We start from the raw sequence: 25052 nt of genomic DNA on the forward strand, positions 1-25052 counted from the left end.
GCCTGGAAACCGCAAAAATTTTTATGAGCAGTGGTGTTATCAGAAAGATCAGGGTATTCCATCAGGAGTGGAAGTATCATATCTTTTAACTGTTTATCAGAAAACATTTCGGCGCCTCTTATTTCTTCTCATCCAGAAGGATCACACCTTCTGCCGGATTTTTGTCGATTGCGCCTACGATGGGATGGGGAACGTACATCTCTTCCAGATATGCAATGTCTTCCGGAGAAAGTTTTACATTCAGTGCATTTGTCGCATCATCCAGATATCCTGTCCTGGTAGCTCCAACGATTGGTGCTGTTACTCCTTTTGCCCACTGCCATGCAATGGCAATCTGGGACATTTTACAGTTATGTTTCTCAGAAAGTTCTTGAACCCGTTTTACGATCTTAATATCCTGCTGTTCCATACGGTCGTATTTTCCCACCGCAACCCGGTCTGTTTTTCCTCTGAGGGAATCAGACTTCCACTGCGGCCTTGCCAGATGTCCGGCTGCAAGAGGACTGTATGGCATCCGTGAAACATTCATCTGGTTACAGATCGGGATCAGTTCTCTTTCATCTTCCCTGTAAAGAAGATTGTAATGATCTTCCATTACGGAAAATGGTGTCCAGTTATTGTCCCTGGCTGCAAGCTGCATATTGTAGAACTGATATCCGTACATAGCGGAAGCACCCAAAGCGCGTACTTTTCCGGCTTTTACCAGATCATGGAGTGCTTCCATGGTTTCCTCTATGGGTGTTTCATAATCAAATCTGTGGATGATATACAGATCCAGATAATCCGTTCCCAGACGTTTCAGGCTTCCGTCGATTTCCCGCATGATGGCTTCTCTGGAAAGACGGCCCGGGTTAAAATAAACCTTGGACGCGATCACAACTTTATCTCTGGCAATGTTATCTTTTAGCGCACGGCCAAGATATTCCTCGCTGGTTCCTGCTGAATATCCGTTAGCTGTATCCTGTGCTTTATAACGCCCCCAAAAATTTTATCGAGAAGCCATTTACATCAAATCCGTAAATCTCACAACATATCTCAATGATCATAAACAGAGGAAAGCATCATATCCACTCCGATCAGAAGAATGATCACAACCGCCCACGCACCAATAGCAGATACCATTTTCAGATATGCTTTTTCACTCAGAAACAACAGCACCAGCAAAGTTCCTGTATAAGTGGCTGCAACTTTCAATGTATTTGTCAGAACAATCTTCAGAAAAACAAATCCAATTGCTCCGGCAAGTCCTATTCCCAGTACAAAATACAGGACACCAACAGCCCCACTTACTGTGATCAGGGTAACGAGAACCGAAATAATCCCCTGAACCGCTTTGGGCAGGGAAACCAGCTGCCGGCAGAGAACATTCAGGATAATGGATGCAGCAAACGTGGAAAGCAACGCAGCTACCATTCCACTGATCATCTGCAGGAGAACATTATAGATTCCGCCCTTTTCTTTCACACCCATAAGCACCTGTACAAAATTATTGACCGCCTCAAAGCACACTGCGGTCAGCAGCAATATTACAACATCCTGAAAAAAATCCAGCATGGTAAGTGCTTTTATACCGATCAGATATTCGGACATATTTTTTCCAAGATTAAATGATTCTGAAAAAAGATCCACACATAACGGCGCCAGCACGTTTCCAAACGGGATATATCCGATCATGGCATACCACGCATCCAGAATCACCCCATCATCTGCCATACTGCCCAGACCAACGGTAACCGCAGTTACGATTATAAAGGCCAGCAATGCAGCAGATATCACTTTTGTTACTCGATACATTTCATATCTCCTCCTTCCGTATGTGATAAGTATATCAAATCACTCCGGTTTTTGGTATAAAAAATCGGAAAAGGAAGGTAAAAAACATGTCGAGAATTGACCTTTTTTCCACATTGGTATACAATAAAAAGCAGCTTCATACAAACTATATTTTAAGGAGGATATCGCGTATGTCTCAGGGAACAAAATTTTGCAAACATTGCGGTCAGATCATTGATTCCGACTGTGTTGTCTGCCCAAAATGCGGAAAGCAGGTAGAAAATTTAAATTCTTATGGTGGTAATGGCAATGGTCCTATTATCATTAATAACAATAATAACAACAACAATAATAACTTTATGGGTGGTTACAATAGTGTGGTCAGCCCAAAAAGCTGGCTGGTAACTTTGCTTTTATGTCTCTTTGTCGGTGTATTTGGAATACATCGTTTTTATGCCGGAAAGATTGGAACTGGAATCATTATGATCCTGCTTTGCTGGACCGGGATCAGTGCGATCTGGGCTCTTGTTGATCTTATCATGATCATCCTGAGTAAATTTAAAGATGGCCAGGGACTTTTAATCCAGAGATAAGTTTTCTGTAAGCAGGCAGCACAGCCGGGTGATCTCCGGCTGTGCTGTCTTTTTTAACTGCATCAGGCTTGTTTCCGTTGACATCCCGTGCAACCATGAAACAGTCGCTGCTCGATCCTTCCGCATAAAGTTCAGGATGCAAAAAATAAAAAAACGCCGGCGCCATATTTCAGTTATTGTTTATTTTTTCGGAGTTACCCGGAAAGTTCGGATCTCATAAGGACGTACCGTTACCTTAAGTTCTCCTGTCATTTCTTCGCCATCCGGATTCTCCATCAGATCCGTCTCCTGCCAGGAGTCTACCGGAAAACCAAAATTCAGCGTTACCGAGCCACGCATGCCTGCGTACTCGTGGAAACGGATGATCAGATCTTCGGAATCTTCTGCCTTCTTTATACAGTCAATGGCTACATGATCTGTATCTGCCTTGCAAAATGCAGACTGTACCTCTGCATCCACTGCCCCTTCCACAGTCCAGAGCGGATTGTTCAGTCTCCAGGCTTCTTTCTGCACACCGGATTCCTGCCAGCTACCACTGTGTGGATAAAGTGCATAGGTAAAATCATGGATTCCCTGATCTGCCGCATAATCCGGATGGATTCCACATTTGATCAGCGACATGCCAAGAACATATCCTTTGGCACTGTAGCCATATTTGCAGTCGTTCATCAGGCTGACTCCGTATCCGGTTTCGGAATAATCCGCCCACTGGTGAGCAACGGTTTCAAATTTTGCCATATCCCAGCTGGTATTCTCATAGGTCGGACGTTTTACATTTCCGTACTGGATATCAAAAGTTGCCTCGCTGGTGCGGATATCCAATGGGAAAAGAACTCTCAAAAGCTGCTGATGCTCATACCAGTCTGCATGGGTGACAAAGTCGATCCTGCGGTTGTCATTATAAAAACGGATTTCCTGTGAGATCGTGGAATCCTGATAATTCCAATCCATTTTTACTTTTGTCATCAAAGAAGATTTTTCCACAGAAACCGTTTTCAGATCATCTACCTCGTATCCTTTTTCCTGGTAATAGATATCAATATCCCAGGCATCATACTTCATCGGACGATCTTCATAAACTACCAGGTGGTTTCCTAATTCACCTGCCTTCAGGATCTCGCGGTCATTTTCCTTATCAAAAATAGAAGTCATACGGCCCTTTTTATCCCAGACAATATGATAAAATGGCGTATCCATTTCCCCAGTCCATTCTTCTGTGCAAAAACATTCCGCCTTAGTTCCAATTTTATAAGTCAGGGTTGTAAATCCGGCAGGCTCTATACCAGAAACTTTTACAAACCAGCCATCTTCCGTATATACAGCAGGCAGCTCTTTTCCATCTGCGGAAAACCAGCTTCCCTTTCTGCCCTCGTAAGCTTTTACTTTTGCTGTTACAATACCTTCGCCTGCAAAACTGCTGTTATTTACTACAGTTACAATGGAATCTGATTCTCTTACCAGAACCTTCAGGGCATTTTTCTCGATGGTATCCAGAATTTCATTGGCTTTTGCATACTCTGCCGTGGAATCCTCATATACTTCATGAATGGAAGATCCGGGAATGATATCATGAAACTGGTTTCTCAGTGCGATCTTCCATGCTTCATGAAGCTCTTTTTCCGGATAGGAAGAAAAATCTCCGGTCCTTATGGCTGCTTCACTGGCCAGCCATTCTGCCTCCCGCAGTTTCAGTTCGGTTTTACGATTATTTTTCTTATTCCGTGCCTGAGAAGTGTAGGTTCCTCTGTGATATTCCAGATACAGCTCGCCATCCCAGGTTGGTACATGACGGTCTGTAGACACAATGGTCTTCTGAAGATTTTCGAAATAATCATAGGCCGTTCCAGGAATTACTTCCGGAAGTCCTGGCATAGCCTTCAGATGGCGTCCCATCTCCAGCATATCACGGTTCACTCCGCCGCCTCCGTCTCCGTTTCCGTAAGCCAGAAGCAGATCCTTATTGATCTCTTTATCATGGTAAAGATCCCATACCCCTTTTACAGATGCCGGATCGATAAGCCCATTATATGTATAACCACCATCATCGCCAAAAGTCGGAGTGCTCATAAAGTGCGTCAGTACTTCGGAACCATCCACACCGATCCAGCGGAAAGTATCGTGAGGCATATGATTATACTGGTTCCAGCTAATCTTGATCGTCATAAAGCTTTCAATACCGGAACGCTTCAGGATCTGAGGCAGGGCCCAGCTGTAACCAAATACATCCGGAAGCCAGAGAACATTGGATGTTACGCCAAACTCTTCTTTGAAAAAGCGCTGACCATTAAGGATCTGGCGTACCAGAGCCTCCCCGGAAGAAATATTACAATCCGCCTCTACCCACACAGCTCCGTTTGGTTCCCAGTTACCGGTTTTTACGGCTTTTTGTATCCGTTTATAAATATCCGGATAATCCGTCTTAATATAATCATAAAGCTGTGGCTGGGACTGGACAAAGGTAAACTCCGGATACTGCTCCATCAAAGTGCACATCGTTGAAAAAGTGCGGGCTGCTTTTTCCCTGGTGTGTTTCAGCTGCCAGAGCCAGGCTACATCAATGTGTGAATGTCCCACAGTATGGACTGTCACCGGGCTGGTCCACGAGATTCTGGAAACCTCCTTCTTCCAGACTTCCAGAGCTTTTTTCAGAGATCCATAAAAGGCATCAGAACCAGGCCTTCTCCAATCTATAGCCAGATGTGCACGATCCATAGCTGTCAGAAGATCTCTTCTTATGGAATCGTTCTCATCCAGCATACGCACAGTCTCAACAACCGCTCTGCTGCTGTAATAAAAATCATCCGCAACCTCATCCAGAACGGCAAGCTCTGCCTGTTTGAACTGATGAGTCTGTTGTGTTGGTACTCCGCCGCCTTCCAGTCCTGCCCAGAGGCGGATAGCCAGCTCCACTTTCGTACCGGCAAGCTCTGAAGGAAAGATCACTTCTTCATGATAGGAGCCGGTTTCGCAGTATGGCGAACCATTGACGTAGATCAGTCCCTCGAACCCGGAATTCAGGCCCTCGCCGGTTTTTCCCATATTAAAAAGCCCGGCGATCTTTTTCCCCACCCATTCCGCCGGGATCTCTACGGACTGTCGGATCCACAGATAAGTGCCTCTTCCGATCCAGAAATCACCTTTTTTCAGAGTTCCCGTATAGACCACGCTTTCCGGCCGTTTCCCCACCGGCTCCTCCTCCGGCGTGCTCGCGTCAAATGACGGGATCTCCATCCGTTCTCTGTAACGGAGATCTTTTAACTGTTTTGTGTTTCTTTCCAGTTTTTCCAGTGTAAAAAACATTTGCTACATTCCCCCTTGTCTGCAACCTGTTTATTTCTTGTTTTTTCTTATCTCCTCATATACCCCATATCCGAGAAACAAAAGTCCGACGATCAGTGCAACAGCAGAAGCGATTGACAGGAAAGGCCCCACATACCCCAGTCCGGCAGCAAATAATGTGGCATCCCAGGTATTCACACCGCTCATAAATATCGCAGCTGAGATGTATTTTGCAGAGATCAGGATTGCCGATATCAGACAGAAAACTGCGCCGATGCCTTTATTATTCATTTTTTGTTCCTCCTTTTCTTGTGGTTGATAGGTAGAGCATATCATATATGTAGGGTGTATTGCTACTCTATTCAAATTTTTACCTATTTTTTCATACGTGCGAAATAAACAGACCAATCATCCCAACGCCACATCTAATATCATCATAAAGGAAAAACCTGTTGCAAAAAATATGGTTCCAATATTCGAATGCTCCCCTGTTGACATTTCCGGGATCAGCTCCTCAACCACTACATAGATCATAGCACCGGCAGCAAGACTGAGTAAATACGGCAAAACCGGAATAATAAGATCCGCTGCCAGAATTGTGAGTATTGCTCCAAAAGGTTCTACAATTCCTGACAGCACACCACTTATAAATGCCTTTCCTTTTCCCATGCCTTCAGAGCGAAGGGGCATGGAAATGATCGCACCCTCCGGAAAATTCTGAATTGCAATTCCTATAGAAAGTGCCATCATTCCCTTAAATGTGATATGAGTATTTCCTATGAGATATCCCGCGCAAACCACGCCAACCGCCATTCCTTCCGGAATATTATGTAACGTTACTGCCAGGACCATCATTGTCGTTTTCTGAAACTTACTCTTCGGACCTTCGGCGCTGTCACTGTACTGGTGAATATGTGGAATCACATGATCCAGCAAAAGCAAAAACAACACTCCTGCCCAAAAGCCTGCCACTGCCGGTACAAAAGAAAATTTTCCCAGTTTTCCCGACTGTTCAATTGACGGAAGCAAAAGGCTCCAAACAGAAGCAGCCACCATAACTCCTGACGCAAAGCCAGTCAGTGCCCTCTGCACGTGTGCATTTAAATTTTTTTTCATAAAAATCACACAGGCCGCTCCCACAGAAGTACCCAAAAACGGGATCAGAATTCCATAGAATACATTTATGTTCATTTTAGCGTTCCTCCTTTTTGTCATATATTAGTTATAGCTAACTTATTGTTTTAAAAGAAGCCATGTGAATTTCTAATATTCTTATCCACATGGCCTTATTTGTTTAAGTATAGCACTTTCATTTTATTTCCACAAGACACTTCTTAATTTTCTGAACTCATGCTTGTGTGTCAAGCGGATATTCGCAATCCGCTTCGCTACTTGCTCATAACCAAATATATTATTATCTCTCCGCTCCATATTTATCTTTTCTCGAAATCAACGCTATCGTCTCAACGGTACTCTCTTTGTCCCAACAAAGTTCCTGTGTCTCCCTGTCTCCGAAATACACCGGAAAACGGAACTTTATGTGCTTTAGGAATCTGCCATCTGGCTGCTCCTGCTCATAAATGTCCACCTGTTCTACAAAGCTGTTAAGAAATTCTTTCTTCTCCAGATCAGTGAACTTATCATATAGTTTATCAAAATATAAAGGAAATTGATAGACGTTTTCTTCTGATATTTTCTGTTGCTGAATATTCAGCAGGCGATTCTTTACTTCCTCTATACTGTTTTCCACGCCTTCAATTTCATCATACAGACGATATAATCGTGTCTCCATATCCTGATATTTCTTTTCATAAAATTTATCCATGATATCCAGACTGTCCATCTGCTGTCCAAGTCTCGCTTTTGCTCCGGTCAGTTGCCTGTGCTGTTTTTCCAGTCTTTCAATCTCTTTTTCTATTTCTTCTGTATCTATTCTTGAACCGATTTTATTCAGAATTGCTTCTTCAAATTTCGGATTCTTCACCAGCTTCCGAATAACTTCTTCCACTGCATTGTTAATCTTCTCCTCGCTCCATTGTTTACGATATCCACATTTATGACCATCTACCAGGCGACGATGTTTGCAGGCATAATAGAAATAATCCTTATATAAGGTTCCGTCTTTCTTTTTCTTTCGGTTCACGTTTCCATACATACCGCTTCCACATAACGGACATCTCAATATTCCAGATAAGATATGCTCATGATCGAGGCTATGTGTCTTTTCATATTTCACACCTGTTTTTTCCCGTTTTTGATGAGCCAGCTCCCAGTCTGTTTCCGAAATAATCCCTTCATGGATACCATCGTGCAGCATATAATTTTCCTGCTTTACAATGCGATATTCATTTCTTGTACCAGAAACTTTCTCGTTTTTCCTTCGTCCATAAGCCAGCTTTCCACAGTATACCGGATTATCCAGAACGCCTTTTATAAATGATGCGGCAAATGCGTCCAGTGTATTATTCTGTCGTTTTTTCTTTTTATATCCATGCTGGTTCAGCCATGCAGCAATCGCAGAGATTCCCATATTGGTATGAATAAATTTATCATAGATCAGACGAATAATTTCCGCTTCATCCTCTGCAATCTGCAATTCTCCATTTACCAATTCATAGCCATATGGAGCAAATCCGCCGTTCCATTTTCCTTCCCTGGCTTTCTGCTTACGTCCCTCCATTGTCTGAACAAGGATATTCTCTCGTTCAATCTCTGCCACCGCAGACAGAACAGAAATCATCAGCTTTCCACTATCTTTTGAGCTGTCAATTCCATCTTCAACACAGATCAGATTCACTCCAAAATCCTGCATCCGCTGCAAAGAATTTAAAACATCTGCCGCATTACGACCAAATCTGGAAAGTTTGAACACCAGTACAAACTGCACCTCATCTGTGCCATTCTCAATATTATCCAACATTCTCTGGAATTCTGGTCTGCCCTCTATGCTTTTTCCAGATTTGCCTTCGTCTGAATACTCATTTACAATTTCCATGTTCTGAAATTCCGCATATCTCTTGAGTTTTTCTTTTTGAGCGTCCAGACTGTAGCCATCTACCTGCATGGTTGTAGACACTCTGGTATATATATCGCATTTAACCTTTTTATTCTTCATAATTTTCCTCGTAATATAACTCCGTTTCATAGTCCCAACTATTTTCAATACATATTTTCCATATTGACGCATTTCTCTGTCAATCGTATAATTAAAATAGATTCAGAGCATATCTGTTATCAAAATATTGCCCGCCCACCGTTGGCGACTTATAAATGATTGGCTCGAAAATATTGTTCGCTTACCGGAAGCGTCTAATAAATGTCCGGCTTGAAAATTATTTAGAAATAATTTCTGTTTTTGATATTGTGTTTTTATCACACATTGCATATACTATAAATACACAAAAAAGCCAAAAAAGAGGAGGTGTTAGTATGTCTACTTCAAGTATTACTCATAATTTTGTCGTATCCAATCCAAACAGCGTAAAGCGTTTTGTCGCAGCGATTGACGAAGCCGACCGTGACCGCACACCAAAGCAGACACTTCCCGGACGTCAGTTAACAAACCCACAGGAAATCTTAGCTTTAATGTCAAAAAGGAAGAAAAAAGCGACAGTCTGATTTACATTTTGTATTTCAGAAAACTGCCGCTTCTTTTTCTTCCTTATTCTGTTTTTCTTCCTCCAACTCCCGGAGGACTTCTTCGCCGTACTTATCAATCATACATCATAAATAAGTTTTTTACCAAAACAGGCGTGAGCCCGCTTCTCATATTGAAAAAATGTCACACTCATGCCTGTTTTTACTTTTTCATAACATTATTACCGATAATAAAATCCATCAAACGAATCACGATATCTATATTTTTTCTCAAAATCACCAAAATTGTCTATTAAATCTCATAAAAATGGCGAAATCCAGCCGCTGCAGACATCTCTGAAGCCCACAAACGACAATGATGTCTTCTTTTTGAATATGTAAAATCAATTGATTCAATACTTCTTTATACGTTTTTTCTTATAATTGGATAACTCCTCTTTTCTGTCTTAGTGCAGTTATTATTTTATATAACATTCTTGTGGCATGTCATTAGAGTTTCTACACTTCAAGTAGATACAATATTATAAATCATATCTAAATATTCTGATTCTCTTTTATTGTATAACCACATTGATCACAAACACTGTCTCCAACCGTTTTCCCGTCCCGAACAAACACTTCTATATCAGCACCGCATTTTGGGCACTTAATTTCTACGATTGAAATCATATTTCGTGCATCCTGACATCCTGAAAAAAAACTCATTCTTTCACCTGCTTCCATACTTTTTTCATATAATCTATAACAATATCCCCTACATATGCAATATCTTCTGCCAAAAAAGCCAGAGGAAAATTGTCGGAGAAAATATTCTTTCAAGTAATATTCAAAGGATTTTCATGTCAGATTAGTCTTTCCTACACCACCTTTTCCTGTTACGGCTATTTTCATTTCTTATTACTTTCTCTCATTTATTGTTTCAAAATTTTCCTTGCAAGCGTATGAATTTCTGGAATTTCCATCATTAGTTCATTTCCAAGCAGTCCCTTTCTTGCAATTTCTGTATCTTCTGAAATAACTGCCAGTACCTTACTCTGATCGTCAATGGACTCCAACATTGTTGGTAAAATCTGTCCGTTCACTTTATTTAACACAAAAAATACAGTTTTTCCAATGCTTTCCCCAAGCTGTTGGATTTTTTTCGTCAGCTTCAATGATTCAAAAGAAGGATCTACGATCATTAAGATCAAATCTACACTGTTATCTACGCCACGTCCAAAATGCTCTACACCAGCTTCCATATCCAGCAATACAACTTCATTTTCTCCTACCGTCAGATGTTTGATAAATTGCTTTAAAATACTATTCATCGTGCAGGCACAGCCTTCATTTGCCTGATGTATTTTCCCGCTTGAAATAAGCATCACACCATTGTTTCGTGCAATATATTCTTCAGGTATCTCATTCAATGTAAATGGTTCCGAATAGAACTTTTTTGCAAATGCAGACAACTTCACAGTATCAAGAATCTCACCTACCATCATTGTTTTAAAAGCTTTCTCCTTACCGCCAAAATACTCTGTAAAGTCTCTTGGAAGTTTTACTCCCAGTTGGCGATGCAGCCCATAATTTGATTCATCAGAATCAGCTACAAGGACAGTCTTTCCCATTCGTTCAAATTCTTTGGCAAGCAGTGCTGATACTGTACTTTTTCCACAGCCACCTTTTCCACATACTGTAATCTTCATGCCTTCAATCCTCCAACTCACAGTCCTAACTTCTTTACAATTTCTCCCAGTGCACTTCTTACAGGAGAATCTTTCGGAAGCTGTATAATTGGCTTTCCATCGCAGTCATACTGATAAACCTGATTATCATGAGGCACCACACCCAGCAGCTCCAGTCCCTGGTTCCTGATTTCTTCCAGAGTTCCGGCATCCAGTTTTCCATCTGGAACACGATTCACGATCAATCCTGTTTTCTGTGGTTTAAAATTCAGTTCCTTCATCAGCTTTGCAATACGTCCGGCTGCCTGAACACCTCTTCTGGAACAGTCACTCACAAGAATCGCAACTTCCATCATTGGCAGAATTCCCCTGCTGATATGTTCCATACCTGCTTCGTTATCGACTACAATGTACGGATACTGGCTCTGTAATTTTTGTACCTGGGTCTGTACCAAACCGTTTACAAAACAGTAACACCCCTGTCCCTGTGTCCTTCCCATCACCATCAGATCATAATCATCTTCTTCCGCAATCGCATCCGAAAGACGCATTTCCAGATATGCCTGTTTCGTCATACCGGATGGGATCTGATATCGTGAGTCTACGCCTGCCCGCTCAATTTCTTCTCTCAGCTCTCCAAGTGTGATCTCCGGCTCCACACCAAGCACTTCATTTAAATTGGCATTCGCATCTGCATCCACGGCCAGAACCGGACATTTCCCACTTTCACACAAATACTGGATCAATAATCCACAAAGTGTCGTTTTTCCTACGCCGCCTTTTCCTGATACTGCAATTACATGTCCCATGTTTTTTCCTCCTGAAATTCTGAACAATCTGTTGACTTTTTCTTTAAACCTCATTATAGTTGTCACTATATAAATTACAATAATCAATCTATGAAATCTGTTCTGTTCCTCAACACATCCCAAAAACTGTTGAGAAATGATACATTGTAAAGCATACATTCAATGGAGGACATTATGTCGGAAAAAACAAGAAAGCAGGACCGCCGCACCAGATATACCAGGCAAACTATAAAAGAAACTTTTTTAGAATTATTAAAGCAGAAAAATTTCACAAAAATCACGGTCACTGAAATCTGTAAAATTTCTGAAATAAACAGAGGTACTTTTTATCTGCACTATTACGATATCCATGACGTGTTGGAAGATATTTTAAATGATATAGCACAGGATTTGAAAACAACGGTAGAACATTTATTTTGCCCAAACCAGAAAAGCTGTTCCTATCCCTTCTGCCAAAAGATTCAAATGGAAACAAAATATAGATCTCTGTTTCTGGATGACACAATCGCTCCCATTCTTCTGGAAAAAATAGCAGCAAATACAAAAGAAGGCTATGTGACCTGGCTTATGTCACACAGCCTCCTGACCTTTGAGCAGGCAGAATCGGTTTTTTATTTTCAAATGAATGGCTGCCTTTCCATCAACAGACTAATGCTCCGCAATCACTGTAATGACTGGAAACAGATTCAGACAACAATTGACAAATTTATCAAAGCCGGACTGGAAAGTTTTCTGATTCATGATCAGAGGGAAGAAAATGCTTCCGATAATTTTTGTAGCAAAATTTCTCCAACTGTTACCGCATCTTCTACGCTCAGATAATGATCAGCATGATCCTGAAGAAATATTTTGCCAGATACAGGAAATTCTTCATCTGCAAACCATATCTTTAAAGTTACCGGATATCTTGGCAGAACTGGAAAAACAGCACACAGATCCGCCTTTGTCTCTGTGAATTCTGCACCCAGACTTGTACATGCTTTCTGAATTTTCTCAGGCTCTTTGTCCTGCAAAAGCTTTTCCAGTTTCTGCTCTGCAGTCCGGTCAAATTTGGTTCCCCGAATCAATCCATCTTTCAGGTTACCAAAAGTAATGAGCTTATGTGAGCCTTCTGTGCCATCAGCCATATCCAGATAATGCAGCAATGTCAGATAATGCCATTCATCCATATTTGAGTTAATATAAAACTCAGGAAGTTGAATTTCAATCACTTCGTGAAAACTTGGTACCTCAAGCATATTTCGGCTGCTGTGAAAAATAGCCCCACTTTTTGCAGCAAGATCCTCCCCAGAACGATTTTGCAGCCGTTTTACTGCTGCCTGCAACATTTCCTGAAATGCACGATTTTCTGTTTGATTTTTATATTCCATAAATTCTCCTTTGTGAATATTTTATCGCATCATATAATAATCAATGTTTATGCAAGAATTTGGTGATTTCATTCCTGTGTTGACTTTTCCTTCAAATTTCATTATAGTTGTAATTATATTATTTACAATCGTCAAAATAAAAAATATGTACAAGTTCTCAACACATTAAAAAGAACTGTTGAGAACTTGAGATGTTTTTGGCAAACCAGAAATATCTTGTCTCAAAAACGTGAAAACAAAATCATTATATCATACTACAAGGAGTTTCTTATCATGAAATACTCAACGAAATTAAGCGATACTGTTCATGTGATGGTTCTGATTGCTATCAACCAGGAAAAATCCCTCTCCAGTGCCTCAATTGCAGAAAGTGTCCATACAAATCCCGGCTTTGTACGCCAGCTTATGTTAAAACTAAAAAAAGCCGGACTTATGACCAGTGTAGCCGGACATGCCCGTCCTTCTCTTTCAAAACCAGCAGACCAGATCACATTACTGGATATTTATAGAGCAGTTGAAGGCGAGAAACCTCTGCTTCATTTAGATACTCATACCAACCCTGATTGCGGCATTGGCATTAATATTCAGTTGTCTTTGCAGGGATTCTATGATGAAATCCAAAAAACTGCTGAAGAAAAAATGAATACGATTACTTTACAGGATATCATAAATACCTATTATCAGCGAACATCCATGTAAAATAATTTGCAAAACATTATATGACAGGAGAAATAGGCAGGAAACATTTTGTGATAATTTTGGAAAACTCACTCCAAGAGTTCTCCTGTATCACTTGCTGCATACTCCCTGATGCTCTGTACATGGCGTCCTGAAATACTTTTCTTTTTGGTGCATTAACTTAATTGACTCCTTTCAGATTTGACTAATAGATTTTCAGACAAAAAGAAAAAGCCGCTGACACGTTATCTTCTAACGCATCAACAGCTTCTATCCTGCTTTAATTCAGTGTATTATTCGGTTTTGTAAAGGTTTATTTGCTTTCGCATGAAGTTGGCATCGAATATGCTGTTGCAGGAAGATAAATCTATTTCGGAAATTGCTGCCGCTGTGGGATATAAAAGCCAAAGTAAATTTACATCGGCTTTCCGAGATATATTTCAGATATTACCTACTGCATATCAGAAACTGTATCGTAATTAATAATTTTAACACAAAACTGCACCCACAATATCCCTGAGTGCAGTTTTTTATCAATCAATATTCTAATGTTTCTCCATTAAGTGGAATATCAAGAACAAGTATCTTATACAAATGCACTTTCCTCTTTTGCTTTCCGCAAATCTTTTAACACTGTTCCTATATCTCCCAAAATAGCAATCCCTTTATCTTCAATGAATTCCGGCAAAAACTGATATTCTGAATTTACGGAGATATAATATGCATCTTTCAAACTGTTTGTCAGTTCCCAAAACGGTTCCTGTATAAACATCGGTGTCATGCGCCCTACTCCAAGTTCTATCAAGAGAATTTTTCTATCTTTGTTCTTTTGAATGTATTTTGAGATTTTCTCATATTCTTCTTCGTATTTTTTCCCTTGCAGAAAATTCCCATATCCTCTTACCCACGGAAACATTTCCGCACCACAATGAGGGCAGCGAGGAATCAGTTCATCCGGCACCATTGTCCCCTCTCCCATAGCCTCAATCATATCTGCCACAGGTTGTACAGCATCCCATGTTTCATCCTGACAGCACCGGGAACACTGGAAGAAACGATGATCTCCCTGAATCTCACTGACCTTTTCTTCCTGATAAATCTTTACAAACTGTGTATCCTGATTAGTCGTTAAGATATGAAAGTCCTTTCCCTGCAAGATTCTATCCAAATCCAGATATGGCTCTCTGATAGGGGCATTTTGTGTAGTATTTAAAAAGGTTGCCACATATCCCCAGTGTTCATTTCTTGTAGAAAACCGATGCATCATGCCGCTAAAAGCACCTTTGAATCCATACTTATCTGCAAATTTTCCAAAATGCTCACGAAAAGAAGGGGTATCACTATAATAAAAGTCACCTCCTCCAGCCGCTGATAAACCAGATGCTCCGCCTACTACGATACACTCTGCCTCCTGCACTCTGCGAACAAATTCCTGAATCTGTTCCTCATAAGAAAGTGGTTTTTGTTTGCTCAACACTACAGCAGTACCGCCGGATGCATAGGTACTATAATGTCTGGAATAGTTCATTTGTGTTTTCATTACCAAATTTTCATAACAGCTCATTATTTTCATTCTCCTATCTCACAACTGTAATATCTTTAACCACTTTACTTAGTCTATCCTTCCCTTTCTGATTCCATTGGCAACACCTCATCAAAAGCCCGTATTGCATTGCGAATGCAATCATCACATTCACAGAGTACAACACCTGTATCCTTTCCCTTTAGGTCTTTACATATGGTTGCACCTGAATATTCCTGAAATTTGTTCAATATCTCCCGTGCCGTTATCGCACTTTTCTTCCCTGGCTTTACAATTCCCGCCATCATGGTTGCTCCGATCAATGCACCACAAGTTGCTTCCATACCTCCCATGCCTACCGCAAATCCGGATGCAGCCTTTGTCAGTATTTCCTTATCAGAATCTGATAAATCGATCATTGCCTTGATAACCGACTGACAGCAATTAAATCCATTATGTTTGTAATATACTGCTTTTTCTTCTCTTGTCATTTTCCTTAGAATTCCTTTCTGATTTCTTTTAACGCTACCGTAAGATTACCATCCACACCGATGGATTTTTCTTTGATTTCCTCTGGAATGTAAATTTCGCCCTTGTTAAATGTGATATATCTTGCCTGTGGTTCTACTGCTGCTAGCTGCATCAAAGGAGCTTTAATCATCTGATTTCTCCAACCAATGCCAAATTCCAGAATTACCAGCTTCTTTCCATGTAAATTCTGAATAAATTCTTGATAGCGGGCAGCCTTTTCCTTCCAATTTTTCGTTGCTGTAAACGAGGACATCTCACCCCAATTTACTTCCATATCTCCACCGCATTTTGGACATTTCGGCAGTAACTCTTTGGGTACTCTTCCGTTTACTTCCTCTTCTGTCATGGCGAGAACTGCTTTTTGATTAGGATAGACCTCGTCATGACATCTGTTCTTGCACCGCATCTGGGTTAATTTCCCTTCCATTTCAAAAACACGGTCTGCCTCAAAACCTGCCGGCACAAAATGATCCTCCGCATTGGAAGTTACTACGAAATATTCTTTATCCTTTACTAGTGCATAGATGTTTTTCATAATCTCACTCGGCTCATCCTGCATAGCTTTTGCCTTAACAAGTCTGCTTACAAACGCCCACTTTTCTTCTACCTTCATTGGCACTGAAAATCCGTGTAAAACGCAACGCAGTCCGTATTTTTCTCTGAAATCTCCCATATTTTCCTGAAACCATGCGTCATCTGCAAAAATATTATATCCCTCTGCGATAGACAAACCATTACTGGCTCCAATCAAAATACCATCTGCTTCTTTGATGATTTGACTTATCTCTTGATATACATTCATCTTCATCACATTTCCTTTCCCACTATGTTTTCTTTTAAATCCCGCAAGGTTTCTGCCAAATCTCCTGCTATATAAATGCCTTTGTCTTTTATATGTTCTGGAGTTGAGGATTTCTTCTGATTCAGACAGGCATAAAACACCTTTTCATTTTTGTATGTCATTTCCCAAAAAGGAAGTTTAATAATACTGGGTGTCATCTCACCAACCCCCAGCTCCAGCAGTACAACATTCTTATCTGTTCCATTCATGAGATATTTTTTTAGGAAATTCTCATATCGCCTTACACCTTCTCTCCAGTCTTTCTTCTCTCCAGTCTTTTCCCTCCAAAAATGTATCATCCCTTACCCAGGGAACCATGATTCTCCCGCACTCATTACATCTTGGCAGAAGCTCGGAAGTAACACGCAGCTCCCGGATATTTTCGTTCATCCTGCGAATCATTTCTACATTGGAATAAATTTGGTCATGACAAGGCTGACTGCATTGAACATAACCGCTGTTACCTTGATAATCGCAAATCCTTTCTTTCTTAAAAATCCGTTCAAACTGCATATCTATATTGGTTGTTAAAACAAAGACTTCTTTTTTCGCCACAATATCACGCAGGTCATAGTATGGCTGTCCTGTAGGTGCATCCCACATACTTTGTATGTAACGTGCATAATATGCCCACTGTTGTTCCGGCGATGAATAACAGTAGTAAAAACCGTCAAAGGGAGATTTCAGTCCATACCATTCCTTGAAATCTTGTAAACATTCCTCCATATAGGGTAGCCAATGATAATGGTTATATCCCGCCGCACTGGAAAGACCAGAACCACCGCCTATTAAAACGGCATCTGCCTGACGGATTTTTTCTGCCAGAAAACTGACTTGTTCCTCCTTTTGCATACACCACCTTATCTCCTTTTTTATATCAGATTCCACACTTTTTATTTTGCTTGACTTTTATTTTTTTACTTGTTAAAATTAAATTTACATCAAGCATTAAAATCATGTTATCATGTAAGTTTAAAAATTGCAAGAAGAAAATTCGAGGTGACAAATGAAATATTCCACAAAGCTTAGTGACACCATTCATATTCTTATATTTATTGCTCTTGGAGATGACGAACAACTCTCCAGCACAAAAATTGCAGAAAGTATCAAGACAAACCCGGCTTATGTCAGACAACTTATGGCAACCCTGAAAAATGCAGGCATTGTTGTCAACACACAAGGTCATGCGAATGCCGCTCTTGCAAAATCGGCAGATAAAATCAATATGTATGACATCTACCGAGCTGTAGAGGGCGATAAGCCGCTGCTTCACCTGGACACAGATACCAATCCGGATTGTGGAATCGGTATCAACATTCAATTCGCTATTGGGGACTTCTATCATGAAATTCAAAATATGGTAGATGAAAAAATGAAATCCATTACATTACAGGATATTATTGATCGGTATTATTTTAAAATCAGGAAAGTTAAAAGTCTTTAACTAATTAAGAATAGCAAGCACTGCCTGTGTCATGACACAGGCGAAATTCCCCACACTTTCCTATCGTCTGTGTGGTTAAATTTCCATAGGGAAGTATCCCTAACCCTCTTTCGATTTTTCTCCGGTTTTCCGTTGGAATACCTTGACCCTTCCTACCGTCTTTGCTGCAATTTGCCTTGGGTAGTTACACCCAAAATTGAATTAAACACGAAACAGACTGTTGTAAAAACCGAACATTTTACAGCAGTTTTTTTGTACCCATTTTTAGGAAGGACGTGACTCAATGGCAAACAGAAACCGCACCAATCCGGTGTAATTTTATCTCAGCGATGATGAGCAATACATTCTCACTACCAAATTCAAAGCATCCGGCATGAAAAGCATGTCAGCCTTTTTACGCAAGGCATGTACTTGAGCAGGCAGGGATAAACTTAAAAGGATTGAATGTTGATAATCTTAAAACCAGTGGCTTACAGGACAAAGCACTCTACGACTACACGTTTGCCAGGGATAACGGCATCAATCCGGAAATAAAACTGGCACACAATTATGTAAGTAACTGGGAAGAGATGAAAGCAAACGCTTCTGGACTTCTTATTTGGGGTGATGTCGGTACTGGAAAATCTTTTTTTGCAGGCTGCATTGCCAATGCCCTTCTGGAAAAAGGCATTCCTGTACTGATGACCAACTTTTCCCGGATTCTGAATACTCTTACCGGAATGCATTTTGAAGACAGAAACCAGTTCATCAACAGCTTAAACCGCTACAGTCTTCTGATTATTGATGATCTCGGAATTGAGCGGAACTCTGACTTTGCACTGGAACAGGTATTCAATGTGATTGACAGTCGTTACCGCAGTAAAAAGCCCCTGATCATAACGACCAATCTCACTTTATCAGAGCTGAATAACGCCGCTGATATCGCACACAAACGAATTTATGACCGCATTCTGGAGAGATGTATTCCTGTCCGTATCAATAACCGGAATATCCGTCAGGACAACGCTTCCGCCAATTTGAAAGAGGCGAAGAAAATCCTGCTAAGCAATCCTGATTTGAACCAGAATTGAAACAACGGAGTATAACTCAATAGTTATTTCTCACTGGCAGTGGTGCTACTTTCTTTTCATATTCATCACCAGAAATATGCCACTGTCAGTTATCCGAAACTATAGTACTAGACCAGAAAGCATGGTCTCATTTATCAGGAAGTATTGCCCCCACCGATGGCTTCACCAGAATGGAAAGACCGTGAACAACTCTGGAATGCTGTGGAAGCTGCAGAAAAAACAAAAGACAGCCGACTGGCAAGGGAATTTGTTGTCGCACTTCCCATTGAATTAGATAAGGACAGTAATATTTCTCTTCTTCAAAATTTTATTCAAAAGAATTTTGTGGATATGGGCATGTGTGCTGACTTTGCTATTCACGATGCAGATGGACACAATCCTCATGCACACATTCTGCTTACCGTCCGTCCACTGAATGAAAACGGAACATGGCAGTATAAAACAGAAAAAGAATATCTCTGTATAAAAAATGGGGAAAAAAAGGATTTACAGCTACTGAATCCAAATGCTGTTCTAGCAAGGGATTTTTCCCTTGAACCCATCATTTATGATATATGGTGGCGCTTTTCGCCCCCAAATAGTGAAAGTGGGGGCACTTTCTGCCCCCACTCAGGAAATGTTGCTAAAATACTGTTTAGATTTATCATACATACAAAATGGAAGTTATCTATTTCTCCTCTTCGTTAAGACCTAGTTCATTACATATTACTTGCTATCCCTGATACCTTATTCTTTCTACCAGCGTTTCCTTTTTCAGATTACTGCTTAAAACGCAGGAAAGTACAATCTGCAACAGACCGACCAAAAAAATCATAATAAAAATTGGTACGATTGGAACATGATAGATATTCATTCCAAATATTCCATTATGTTTTGCATAGGAAAAAAGTGCATAGCCGAGCGGCAGACCAATGATCAAAGCTACGCATATGGTACCAACCGTAAACATCATTCCCTGTAACTGCAGACATAAATTTAATTGTTTATTTGTCATACCCACAGCCTGTAATACACCATATTCCTGCTTTTTTGTCGTAATATTCATGATTATGGTGTTTGCCATATTCATAAAACCGATGAGTCCTACAACCGCCATAAACAGATAACAGCCAAGCTTCATCATGCTGCTTGCAAATTCGGCAGATTGTAACTGTGCATGATAGGTATCCATTTTTATATGCGAAGTATTAGAAAGCAAAGTATTCAGACTTTGTTCCACAGATGCAACATCTTTTTTATCACAGTCCACCCACAGATAGCCATAGGCTGTTCCCCTCGGATTCATGGAACGGTATACACCTTCCGGAATGACAAGATAAGTGTCCGCGCTTACAAAGGATCCTGCAATCTTTCCCTGATAGGTATAGGTTTCACTTCCATTCTCAAAGTCAAATGCAATGGATTCACCCGGAGCATATCCATCTTGTTCCATCCACGTTGACCAGCCAAAGAAAATATCACCATTCTTTACCGCCTGATCATAGTCCATAGAGCCAATATCCCCGTCTTGGCGCATAAAATCAAAATCATTTTTACTCACAATATCAGCCGGAAATCTTGTTCCGTTCAGATTTACAGAGACAATCTCTCTCGCCATGACATCTGTCACTCCTGGAATGCTTTTGATTTCTTCAATCATTGAATCATTCAATGGATTATCCGTCAGAATCGTATCCAGATTATTCTCCGGATATCTTTCATCGTACTCAGCAGAATAGTCAAGCTGCAGTTCAAATTGTCCATGATTAACGGAAAGACGTGCTTCATGCTCCGTATCAATATTTCCTACATAATTAGAGATAATCACAAACAATGCGCAGGAAAGCCCCAGTGTGAGGATGGTACCAATGGTTCTTTTTGGATTACCCGTTACATTTGCCATTGCCATAGAAAACACGGTGACATTTTTTCTGCCATTTCGTTTTCCTTTTTTTTGTGTTTCTGCATTTTCTAAATACCGTGTTGCTTCGATAGGTGAAATCCGTGAAACAATTTTCATTGGTTTACGCAGCGCCAAAGCAACGGTAAAAAATGACACGAAAATACATAGAAGCATAACAGGCAGAGAAAACAGTGGCATCTGCTGATTTTGGACTCCCATAGAGCCAGTTCCGGTTGATACAAGGTTTCCCTGTTCTACCAGCCAGTTAAAACCGCATTTTGCAATCAGAAAACCAAGAAGCAATCCAACTGGTATTGAAGAAATTGTCAAAAACATACCCTCTCTGAAGATCAGTTGTTTCATCTGCTTTTTTGTCGCTCCCAGAGCCTTGATTTTTCCATACTCCTGTATCTTGTTGGCAATACCGACCTGAAAAATATTATAAATGACCACAACAGAGAAAAGTACAATTGCAAGAATCAAAACCCCGCATACCGCAATCGTTTCATAACTCGGCTGCAAGACCCATTGCAAATAGAGATCATTGACTATAACGTTTTTTTCTTCGATCCCACAAGCTGCTGCAATCTGCTTTATAACCGAATCAATATTATTCATAGATACATTTGCAGAATCATTTAAAGTAAAATAAATATTATACTGTCTGTCATTCTCTGCGACGTGCTCATCATAAAACTCCTGTGACCCGAAAGCAACATAAGATGCCTCGATGGTATACTCATCCCGATCATATAGGATTCCGCTGACAACAAATTCTTCCGGCTTATATTCTGACTGCATCCCTGCGCGGTAATCCAGTGTAACCGTATCTCCGATCTTTACATCACCATACCCCATTGCACGAAAAAATGCTCTTCCTGCGGCAATTTCCTGCATTTTTTCCGGATACTTTCCTTCCTTCAACTCATATTCTTTATTATAAGGAAGCATTTTTCTTGCAGTCTCATCCATGCAGACAAACCCGCCTTTTTCATTGCCTTTTATGATACCTTCGGTGCACATAGTGCCTGTAGCATCTATTTCCGCACGGCGGTTTACTTCTTTTAACTGCGATCCGTCTGCGGAAACAAACAGACCATAATTGCTTCCATATGATCCTGCCGCCTGACTTTTCTGTAAATGAATTACCCCATTTCCCACGGTACTGATGATAACAAGCAGCATCGTGGTCAGACAGATTGCCATCATGATCAGTATACTTCTTGTCCTGTTCCTTTTGTCATTGCTATATGCAATCCTGCTTATTGTCTTCATCTGAAATCCACCACCTGTCCGTCCTCAATCACCAGAATACGGTCAGCGACCTGTGCAATTTCGTCATCATGGGTAATCATTACAATTGTCTGTCCATATTTTTTTGCTGTCATCTTAAGCAGAGCGATTACCTCATCACTGGTCTTAGAATCAAGATTTCCTGTCGGCTCATCTGCAAATATAATTTCCGGACGATTCACCAGTGCTCTTGCAATTGCTACTCTCTGCTGCTGTCCTCCGGATAACTGATTTGGCAGATTATAAATCCGGTTTTCAATCCCCAGAGTTGCAATAATATCATTTACATACGCTTCATCCACTTTTCTTCCATCCAGCCCCAGTGGCAGTACAATATTTTCCCAGACATTAACAGATGAAACCAGATTAAATGCCTGAAAAACAAATCCGATTTTTCTTCTGCGGAAAACAGCAAGGGCATCTTCCTTCATCCTGTATAAATCTTTCCCTGCTAAAGTAACACTGCCTTTTGTCGGGGTGTCTAGCCCTCCAAGCATATGAAGTAATGTACTTTTACCGGAACCTGACTTTCCAACAATTGCGACAAATTCTCCCTGCTCAATTTGAATGTCCACCTGATTGACCGCTTTGACCTGATTCTCACCTGCGCCATAAAACTTACAAAGCTGCTTGGTTTCTAATATCACACTCATGTGTTGCCTCCTTTTCATCCTACATCCAAATTGTATCAGGGCAATCTTTCATTTCACTTTCAAAAAACGAGCAGAAGTCTTACAGAATTGTAAGATTTCTGCTCACTTAAAATTTAACCAACATATGGTAATTGAATCACAAACTTGCTTCCTTTTTTCTTTTTGCCGGAGGTTACCGTAATCGTACCTGCGTGTTTTTCGATAATTTCTCTCGATAGAAAAAGTCCGATTCCTGTACCACTCTTTTCCATGACCTCCTTGGAACTTCCTCTGTAAAATCGTTGAAAAATTTTGTGATACTCATTCTGCGGAATACCAATTCCCTGATCCTCAATTTCCATTCTTACAAGATCGCTTCTTTTTTGTAACCGGATAAATATTTTTGAACCACACGGACTGTACTTGACCGCATTATCCAGAACGTTGATCACAGCTTCACCAAGCCACCTTTTATCCTGCATAATCGTGCATGTTTCCAGCTCTTTTTCATAGTCAAAAACGAATTCAATTTCTTTCTCATCCGCTTTAGGATAAGTGCGGTTCACAGCAGATATGACAGTATCCATAAGTGGAAGTTTTTTCTTATTAATCTGAATCAGTCCAGTTTCCATCTTGGATATTTCAAGAAGCGACTGCAATAATGTCTCCAGTCCATCCAGAGCACTCCGACAACGGATACAAAACTCCTCCTGTTCTGTGGCACTTAAGTCATTCTGCATCAGCACACTAAAACATGTATCCAAAGCTGCAACCGGTGTCTTTAACTGGTGAGAAATATCAGAAACCATTTCTTTCGTGTTCTCCTTTTCTGCCCTTGCTTCTTCCTTTATCAACTGAATATGATGTCCGATTGCTTCAAGCTGGTCATTCAATTTTTCCAGTTCTGCATGATTTTCCGTTTTCAGTAAATCATCAAATTTATTTTCACGGAATCTGATCAGAATTTCTCCCAACTGGTCTAAAATTTTCTGATGACACGCATCTTCTTTTTTCTTCCAATAAAGTAAAAAAGTCAAAAGAAGCACGCATATCACAGTGCTTACAGCACCGGTCACCATAACCTGATGCCGGAATTGCGAATAAAATGCATTCCCTTTATTCCCCCAGTATCCATATTGCTCCAATAATCGCCTTCCCTGTTCGTTAGTTTCAATATCCTTATCCTTAAGCAATTCCGAAACAGCATCCAGCCCGGAAAATTCTTCCTTTGCAGCAATCTCTGTCATAAGATTCATTTTATATTTATAATCTTCATAAAACACATACGTGGTAAAGCAATTTAATATTGCAAACACTAATATGACCGGCAATACCAAAGACAAGGCTGATGTGAGTTTCCTGTGATATCTCTTTGTCACTGCCTTACCTCCTGATTCCATATATACCCAAGACCTCTGATATTCTTTATATAGACCGGTGCAGCCGGATTGTCTTCGATTTTCTCACGGAGTCTTCTGATATTGACAGCGATTGTATTTTCATCCACAAAATCCCCTTCCAGATCAAACACATTTTCCAATATTTGTGTTTTTGAAAGAATCTGTTTTGGATTCTGAAGAAAAAAAGTCAACATTTTCAACTCCGTTTTTGTCAGACTGATTTCACGACTCTTTATCAGGACTTTCATTTCTCCTGCGATAAATACGATATCCCCCGAAATCATCTTTCCGGCTTCCGTTTTCTCCTGTCTGCGGCGGAAATGTGCTTCTATTTTCAAAAGAAGTACCGAAAGACTAAACGGCTTTGTAATATAATCATCTGCCCCTGCTTCATATCCCATGACCTGATCCATCTCCTGATCTAGTGCTGTAAGACAAATAATGTATGTATTATAATTGCATCTCATCCACCTTACAAATTCCAGTCCATTCCCATCCGGAAGATTCACATCACAAATGGTAACATCCACATTATTATCACTTGCAATTCTTTTCGCTTTTTTCACTGATTCTGCTGAAAAAACCTCATATCCGGATTTTTTCAGTGAAAATGTAATTCCACAATTTAAATTTTCATCATCTTCAACCACGAGTATACCTGGCATAGCATA

The 25052-nt window shown here is 40.4% G+C and carries 22 protein-coding genes and 3 pseudogenes; 7 read left to right on the plus strand and 18 right to left on the minus strand.

The window, feature by feature from the left end:
• Positions 1-118 precede the first annotated feature (118 nt).
• Positions 119-973, minus strand: a pseudogene (locus GPK81_RS04935) (aldo/keto reductase); the annotation flags it as partial.
• 62 nt (positions 974-1035) lie between these two features.
• Positions 1036-1794: a hypothetical protein gene (locus tag GPK81_RS04940; protein ID WP_021976638.1), complete on the minus strand. Its 759-nt coding sequence runs from the start codon at positions 1792-1794 to the stop codon at positions 1036-1038.
• Positions 1795-1964: 170 nt separating this feature from the next.
• On the opposite strand from GPK81_RS04940, the gene GPK81_RS04945 reads away from it, so the two are divergent.
• Complete coding sequence (locus GPK81_RS04945) at positions 1965-2366, plus strand: TM2 domain-containing protein (protein WP_021976639.1); 402 nt, start codon at positions 1965-1967, stop codon at positions 2364-2366.
• A 180-nt stretch (positions 2367-2546) separates the two neighbouring features.
• On the opposite strand, the gene GPK81_RS04950 is transcribed toward GPK81_RS04945, so the two are convergent.
• The 4 genes from GPK81_RS04950 to GPK81_RS04965 form a co-directional block, all read right to left on the minus strand.
• Complete coding sequence (locus tag GPK81_RS04950) at positions 2547-5666, minus strand: alpha-mannosidase (protein WP_215706629.1); 3120 nt, start codon at positions 5664-5666, stop codon at positions 2547-2549.
• Positions 5667-5696: 30 nt separating this feature from the next.
• The gene (locus GPK81_RS04955; protein WP_118064685.1) at positions 5697-5936 is read right to left on the minus strand and encodes a hypothetical protein; all 240 of its coding nucleotides are present in this window, start codon (positions 5934-5936) and stop codon (positions 5697-5699) included.
• A gap of 117 nt (positions 5937-6053) precedes the next feature.
• Entirely contained in the window at positions 6054-6836 is a 783-nt protein-coding gene (locus tag GPK81_RS04960) for a ZIP family metal transporter (RefSeq protein ID WP_021976966.1), read from the minus strand.
• A gap of 223 nt (positions 6837-7059) precedes the next feature.
• A complete protein-coding gene (locus GPK81_RS04965; protein ID WP_215706630.1) occupies positions 7060-8760 on the minus strand; it encodes a recombinase family protein in 1701 nt (566 codons plus the stop codon).
• A 314-nt stretch (positions 8761-9074) separates the two neighbouring features.
• On the opposite strand from GPK81_RS04965, the gene GPK81_RS17930 reads away from it, so the two are divergent.
• Positions 9075-9263 (plus strand): hypothetical protein, encoded by a 189-nt coding sequence (locus GPK81_RS17930; protein WP_252196601.1) that lies wholly within the window; start codon positions 9075-9077, stop codon positions 9261-9263.
• An 890-nt stretch (positions 9264-10153) separates the two neighbouring features.
• On the opposite strand, the gene GPK81_RS04975 is transcribed toward GPK81_RS17930, so the two are convergent.
• The 3 genes from GPK81_RS04975 to GPK81_RS04985 all read right to left on the minus strand — a co-directional run bounded on the left by GPK81_RS04975 (position 10154) and on the right by GPK81_RS04985 (position 13088).
• Positions 10154-10930, minus strand: coding sequence for an ATP-binding protein (locus GPK81_RS04975; RefSeq protein WP_174095617.1), 777 nt, complete (start codon positions 10928-10930; stop codon positions 10154-10156).
• A gap of 17 nt (positions 10931-10947) precedes the next feature.
• The gene (locus tag GPK81_RS04980) at positions 10948-11718 is read right to left on the minus strand and encodes an ATP-binding protein (RefSeq protein WP_118064730.1); all 771 of its coding nucleotides are present in this window, start codon (positions 11716-11718) and stop codon (positions 10948-10950) included.
• A gap of 743 nt (positions 11719-12461) precedes the next feature.
• Positions 12462-13088 (minus strand): DUF3786 domain-containing protein, encoded by a 627-nt coding sequence (locus GPK81_RS04985; protein WP_215706632.1) that lies wholly within the window; start codon positions 13086-13088, stop codon positions 12462-12464.
• 273 nt (positions 13089-13361) lie between these two features.
• On the opposite strand from GPK81_RS04985, the gene GPK81_RS04990 reads away from it, so the two are divergent.
• Positions 13362-13787: an Rrf2 family transcriptional regulator gene (locus GPK81_RS04990; RefSeq protein WP_215706633.1), complete on the plus strand. Its 426-nt coding sequence runs from the start codon at positions 13362-13364 to the stop codon at positions 13785-13787.
• Positions 13788-14093: 306 nt separating this feature from the next.
• Positions 14094-14249, plus strand: a complete 156-nt coding sequence (locus tag GPK81_RS18485) for a helix-turn-helix domain-containing protein (RefSeq protein ID WP_215706634.1) — start codon at positions 14094-14096, stop codon at positions 14247-14249.
• A gap of 103 nt (positions 14250-14352) precedes the next feature.
• Here the strand turns inward: GPK81_RS18485 and GPK81_RS05000 are convergent, their stop codons facing one another.
• The 5 genes from GPK81_RS05000 to GPK81_RS05015 are packed head-to-tail and all read right to left on the minus strand — an operon-like array spanning position 14353 to position 17512.
• Positions 14353-15330 (minus strand): NAD-dependent protein deacetylase, encoded by a 978-nt coding sequence (locus GPK81_RS05000; protein ID WP_252196603.1) that lies wholly within the window; start codon positions 15328-15330, stop codon positions 14353-14355.
• Between the two features lie 53 nt (positions 15331-15383).
• A complete protein-coding gene (locus GPK81_RS05005; protein WP_215706636.1) occupies positions 15384-15779 on the minus strand; it encodes a C-GCAxxG-C-C family protein in 396 nt (131 codons plus the stop codon).
• A gap of 5 nt (positions 15780-15784) precedes the next feature.
• A complete protein-coding gene (locus tag GPK81_RS05010) occupies positions 15785-16621 on the minus strand; it encodes an NAD-dependent protein deacetylase, SIR2 family (RefSeq protein WP_252196604.1) in 837 nt (278 codons plus the stop codon).
• 5 nt (positions 16622-16626) lie between these two features.
• The gene (locus GPK81_RS17935; RefSeq protein WP_252196605.1) at positions 16627-16869 is read right to left on the minus strand and encodes a hypothetical protein; all 243 of its coding nucleotides are present in this window, start codon (positions 16867-16869) and stop codon (positions 16627-16629) included.
• Positions 16870-16891: 22 nt separating this feature from the next.
• On the minus strand, positions 16892-17512 hold the full coding sequence (locus tag GPK81_RS05015; RefSeq protein ID WP_252196606.1) for a hypothetical protein: 621 nt from the start codon (positions 17510-17512) through the stop codon (positions 16892-16894).
• Positions 17513-17666: 154 nt separating this feature from the next.
• Between GPK81_RS05015 and GPK81_RS05020 the strand changes: the two genes are divergently transcribed.
• The 3 genes and pseudogenes from GPK81_RS05020 to GPK81_RS18495 form a co-directional block, all read left to right on the plus strand.
• Positions 17667-18104 (plus strand): Rrf2 family transcriptional regulator, encoded by a 438-nt coding sequence (locus GPK81_RS05020; protein WP_055052657.1) that lies wholly within the window; start codon positions 17667-17669, stop codon positions 18102-18104.
• Positions 18105-18550: 446 nt separating this feature from the next.
• Positions 18551-19174, plus strand: a pseudogene (locus GPK81_RS05025) (ATP-binding protein); the annotation flags it as partial.
• Between the two features lie 111 nt (positions 19175-19285).
• A pseudogene (locus tag GPK81_RS18495) lies at positions 19286-19701 on the plus strand (MobA/MobL family protein); the annotation flags it as partial.
• 185 nt (positions 19702-19886) lie between these two features.
• On the opposite strand, the gene GPK81_RS05035 reads toward GPK81_RS18495, so the two are convergent.
• From GPK81_RS05035 to GPK81_RS05050, 4 genes are all read right to left on the minus strand, one after another.
• Positions 19887-22331 carry an ABC transporter permease gene (locus GPK81_RS05035; protein WP_215706638.1) on the minus strand — a complete coding sequence of 815 codons (2445 nt, stop codon included), beginning with the start codon at positions 22329-22331 and terminating at the stop codon, positions 19887-19889.
• Entirely contained in the window at positions 22328-23002 is a 675-nt protein-coding gene (locus GPK81_RS05040) for an ABC transporter ATP-binding protein (RefSeq protein WP_006426335.1), read from the minus strand. Before GPK81_RS05040 ends, GPK81_RS05035 begins: the two co-directional genes overlap by 4 nt.
• A gap of 113 nt (positions 23003-23115) precedes the next feature.
• On the minus strand, positions 23116-24381 hold the full coding sequence (locus GPK81_RS05045; RefSeq protein ID WP_215706639.1) for a sensor histidine kinase: 1266 nt from the start codon (positions 24379-24381) through the stop codon (positions 23116-23118).
• Positions 24357-25046, minus strand: coding sequence for a response regulator transcription factor (locus tag GPK81_RS05050; protein WP_215706640.1), 690 nt, complete (start codon positions 25044-25046; stop codon positions 24357-24359). The genes GPK81_RS05045 and GPK81_RS05050 overlap by 25 nt, the downstream gene beginning before the upstream one ends.
• Positions 25047-25052: the final 6 nt, after the last annotated feature.

Source organism: Blautia sp. MCC283, assembly GCF_018785565.1.
Lineage (GTDB): Bacteria > Bacillota > Clostridia > Lachnospirales > Lachnospiraceae > Blautia_A.

What these genes read in the sequence shown, in the direction of transcription:
- GPK81_RS04940 (WP_021976638.1), bottom strand. Translation starts at nt 1,794, where the DNA reads ATGTATCGAGTAACAAAAGTGATATCTGCTGCATTGCTGGCCTTTATA.
- GPK81_RS04945 (WP_021976639.1), top strand. Translation starts at nt 1,965, where the DNA reads ATGTCTCAGGGAACAAAATTTTGCAAACATTGCGGTCAGATCATTGAT.
- GPK81_RS04950 (WP_215706629.1), bottom strand. Translation starts at nt 5,666, where the DNA reads ATGTTTTTTACACTGGAAAAACTGGAAAGAAACACAAAACAGTTAAAA.
- GPK81_RS04955 (WP_118064685.1), bottom strand. Translation starts at nt 5,936, where the DNA reads ATGAATAATAAAGGCATCGGCGCAGTTTTCTGTCTGATATCGGCAATC.
- GPK81_RS04960 (WP_021976966.1), bottom strand. Translation starts at nt 6,836, where the DNA reads ATGAACATAAATGTATTCTATGGAATTCTGATCCCGTTTTTGGGTACT.
- GPK81_RS04965 (WP_215706630.1), bottom strand. Translation starts at nt 8,760, where the DNA reads ATGAAGAATAAAAAGGTTAAATGCGATATATATACCAGAGTGTCTACA.
- GPK81_RS17930 (WP_252196601.1), top strand. Translation starts at nt 9,075, where the DNA reads ATGTCTACTTCAAGTATTACTCATAATTTTGTCGTATCCAATCCAAAC.
- GPK81_RS04975 (WP_174095617.1), bottom strand. Translation starts at nt 10,930, where the DNA reads ATGAAGATTACAGTATGTGGAAAAGGTGGCTGTGGAAAAAGTACAGTA.
- GPK81_RS04980 (WP_118064730.1), bottom strand. Translation starts at nt 11,718, where the DNA reads ATGGGACATGTAATTGCAGTATCAGGAAAAGGCGGCGTAGGAAAAACG.
- GPK81_RS04985 (WP_215706632.1), bottom strand. Translation starts at nt 13,088, where the DNA reads ATGGAATATAAAAATCAAACAGAAAATCGTGCATTTCAGGAAATGTTG.
- GPK81_RS04990 (WP_215706633.1), top strand. Translation starts at nt 13,362, where the DNA reads ATGAAATACTCAACGAAATTAAGCGATACTGTTCATGTGATGGTTCTG.
- GPK81_RS18485 (WP_215706634.1), top strand. Translation starts at nt 14,094, where the DNA reads ATGAAGTTGGCATCGAATATGCTGTTGCAGGAAGATAAATCTATTTCG.
- GPK81_RS05000 (WP_252196603.1), bottom strand. Translation starts at nt 15,330, where the DNA reads ATGAGCTGTTATGAAAATTTGGTAATGAAAACACAAATGAACTATTCC.
- GPK81_RS05005 (WP_215706636.1), bottom strand. Translation starts at nt 15,779, where the DNA reads ATGACAAGAGAAGAAAAAGCAGTATATTACAAACATAATGGATTTAAT.
- GPK81_RS05010 (WP_252196604.1), bottom strand. Translation starts at nt 16,621, where the DNA reads ATGAATGTATATCAAGAGATAAGTCAAATCATCAAAGAAGCAGATGGT.
- GPK81_RS17935 (WP_252196605.1), bottom strand. Translation starts at nt 16,869, where the DNA reads ATGAATGGAACAGATAAGAATGTTGTACTGCTGGAGCTGGGGGTTGGT.
- GPK81_RS05015 (WP_252196606.1), bottom strand. Translation starts at nt 17,512, where the DNA reads ATGCAAAAGGAGGAACAAGTCAGTTTTCTGGCAGAAAAAATCCGTCAG.
- GPK81_RS05020 (WP_055052657.1), top strand. Translation starts at nt 17,667, where the DNA reads ATGAAATATTCCACAAAGCTTAGTGACACCATTCATATTCTTATATTT.
- GPK81_RS05035 (WP_215706638.1), bottom strand. Translation starts at nt 22,331, where the DNA reads ATGAAGACAATAAGCAGGATTGCATATAGCAATGACAAAAGGAACAGG.
- GPK81_RS05040 (WP_006426335.1), bottom strand. Translation starts at nt 23,002, where the DNA reads ATGAGTGTGATATTAGAAACCAAGCAGCTTTGTAAGTTTTATGGCGCA.
- GPK81_RS05045 (WP_215706639.1), bottom strand. Translation starts at nt 24,381, where the DNA reads ATGGAATCAGGAGGTAAGGCAGTGACAAAGAGATATCACAGGAAACTC.
- GPK81_RS05050 (WP_215706640.1), bottom strand. Translation starts at nt 25,046, where the DNA reads ATGCCAGGTATACTCGTGGTTGAAGATGATGAAAATTTAAATTGTGGA.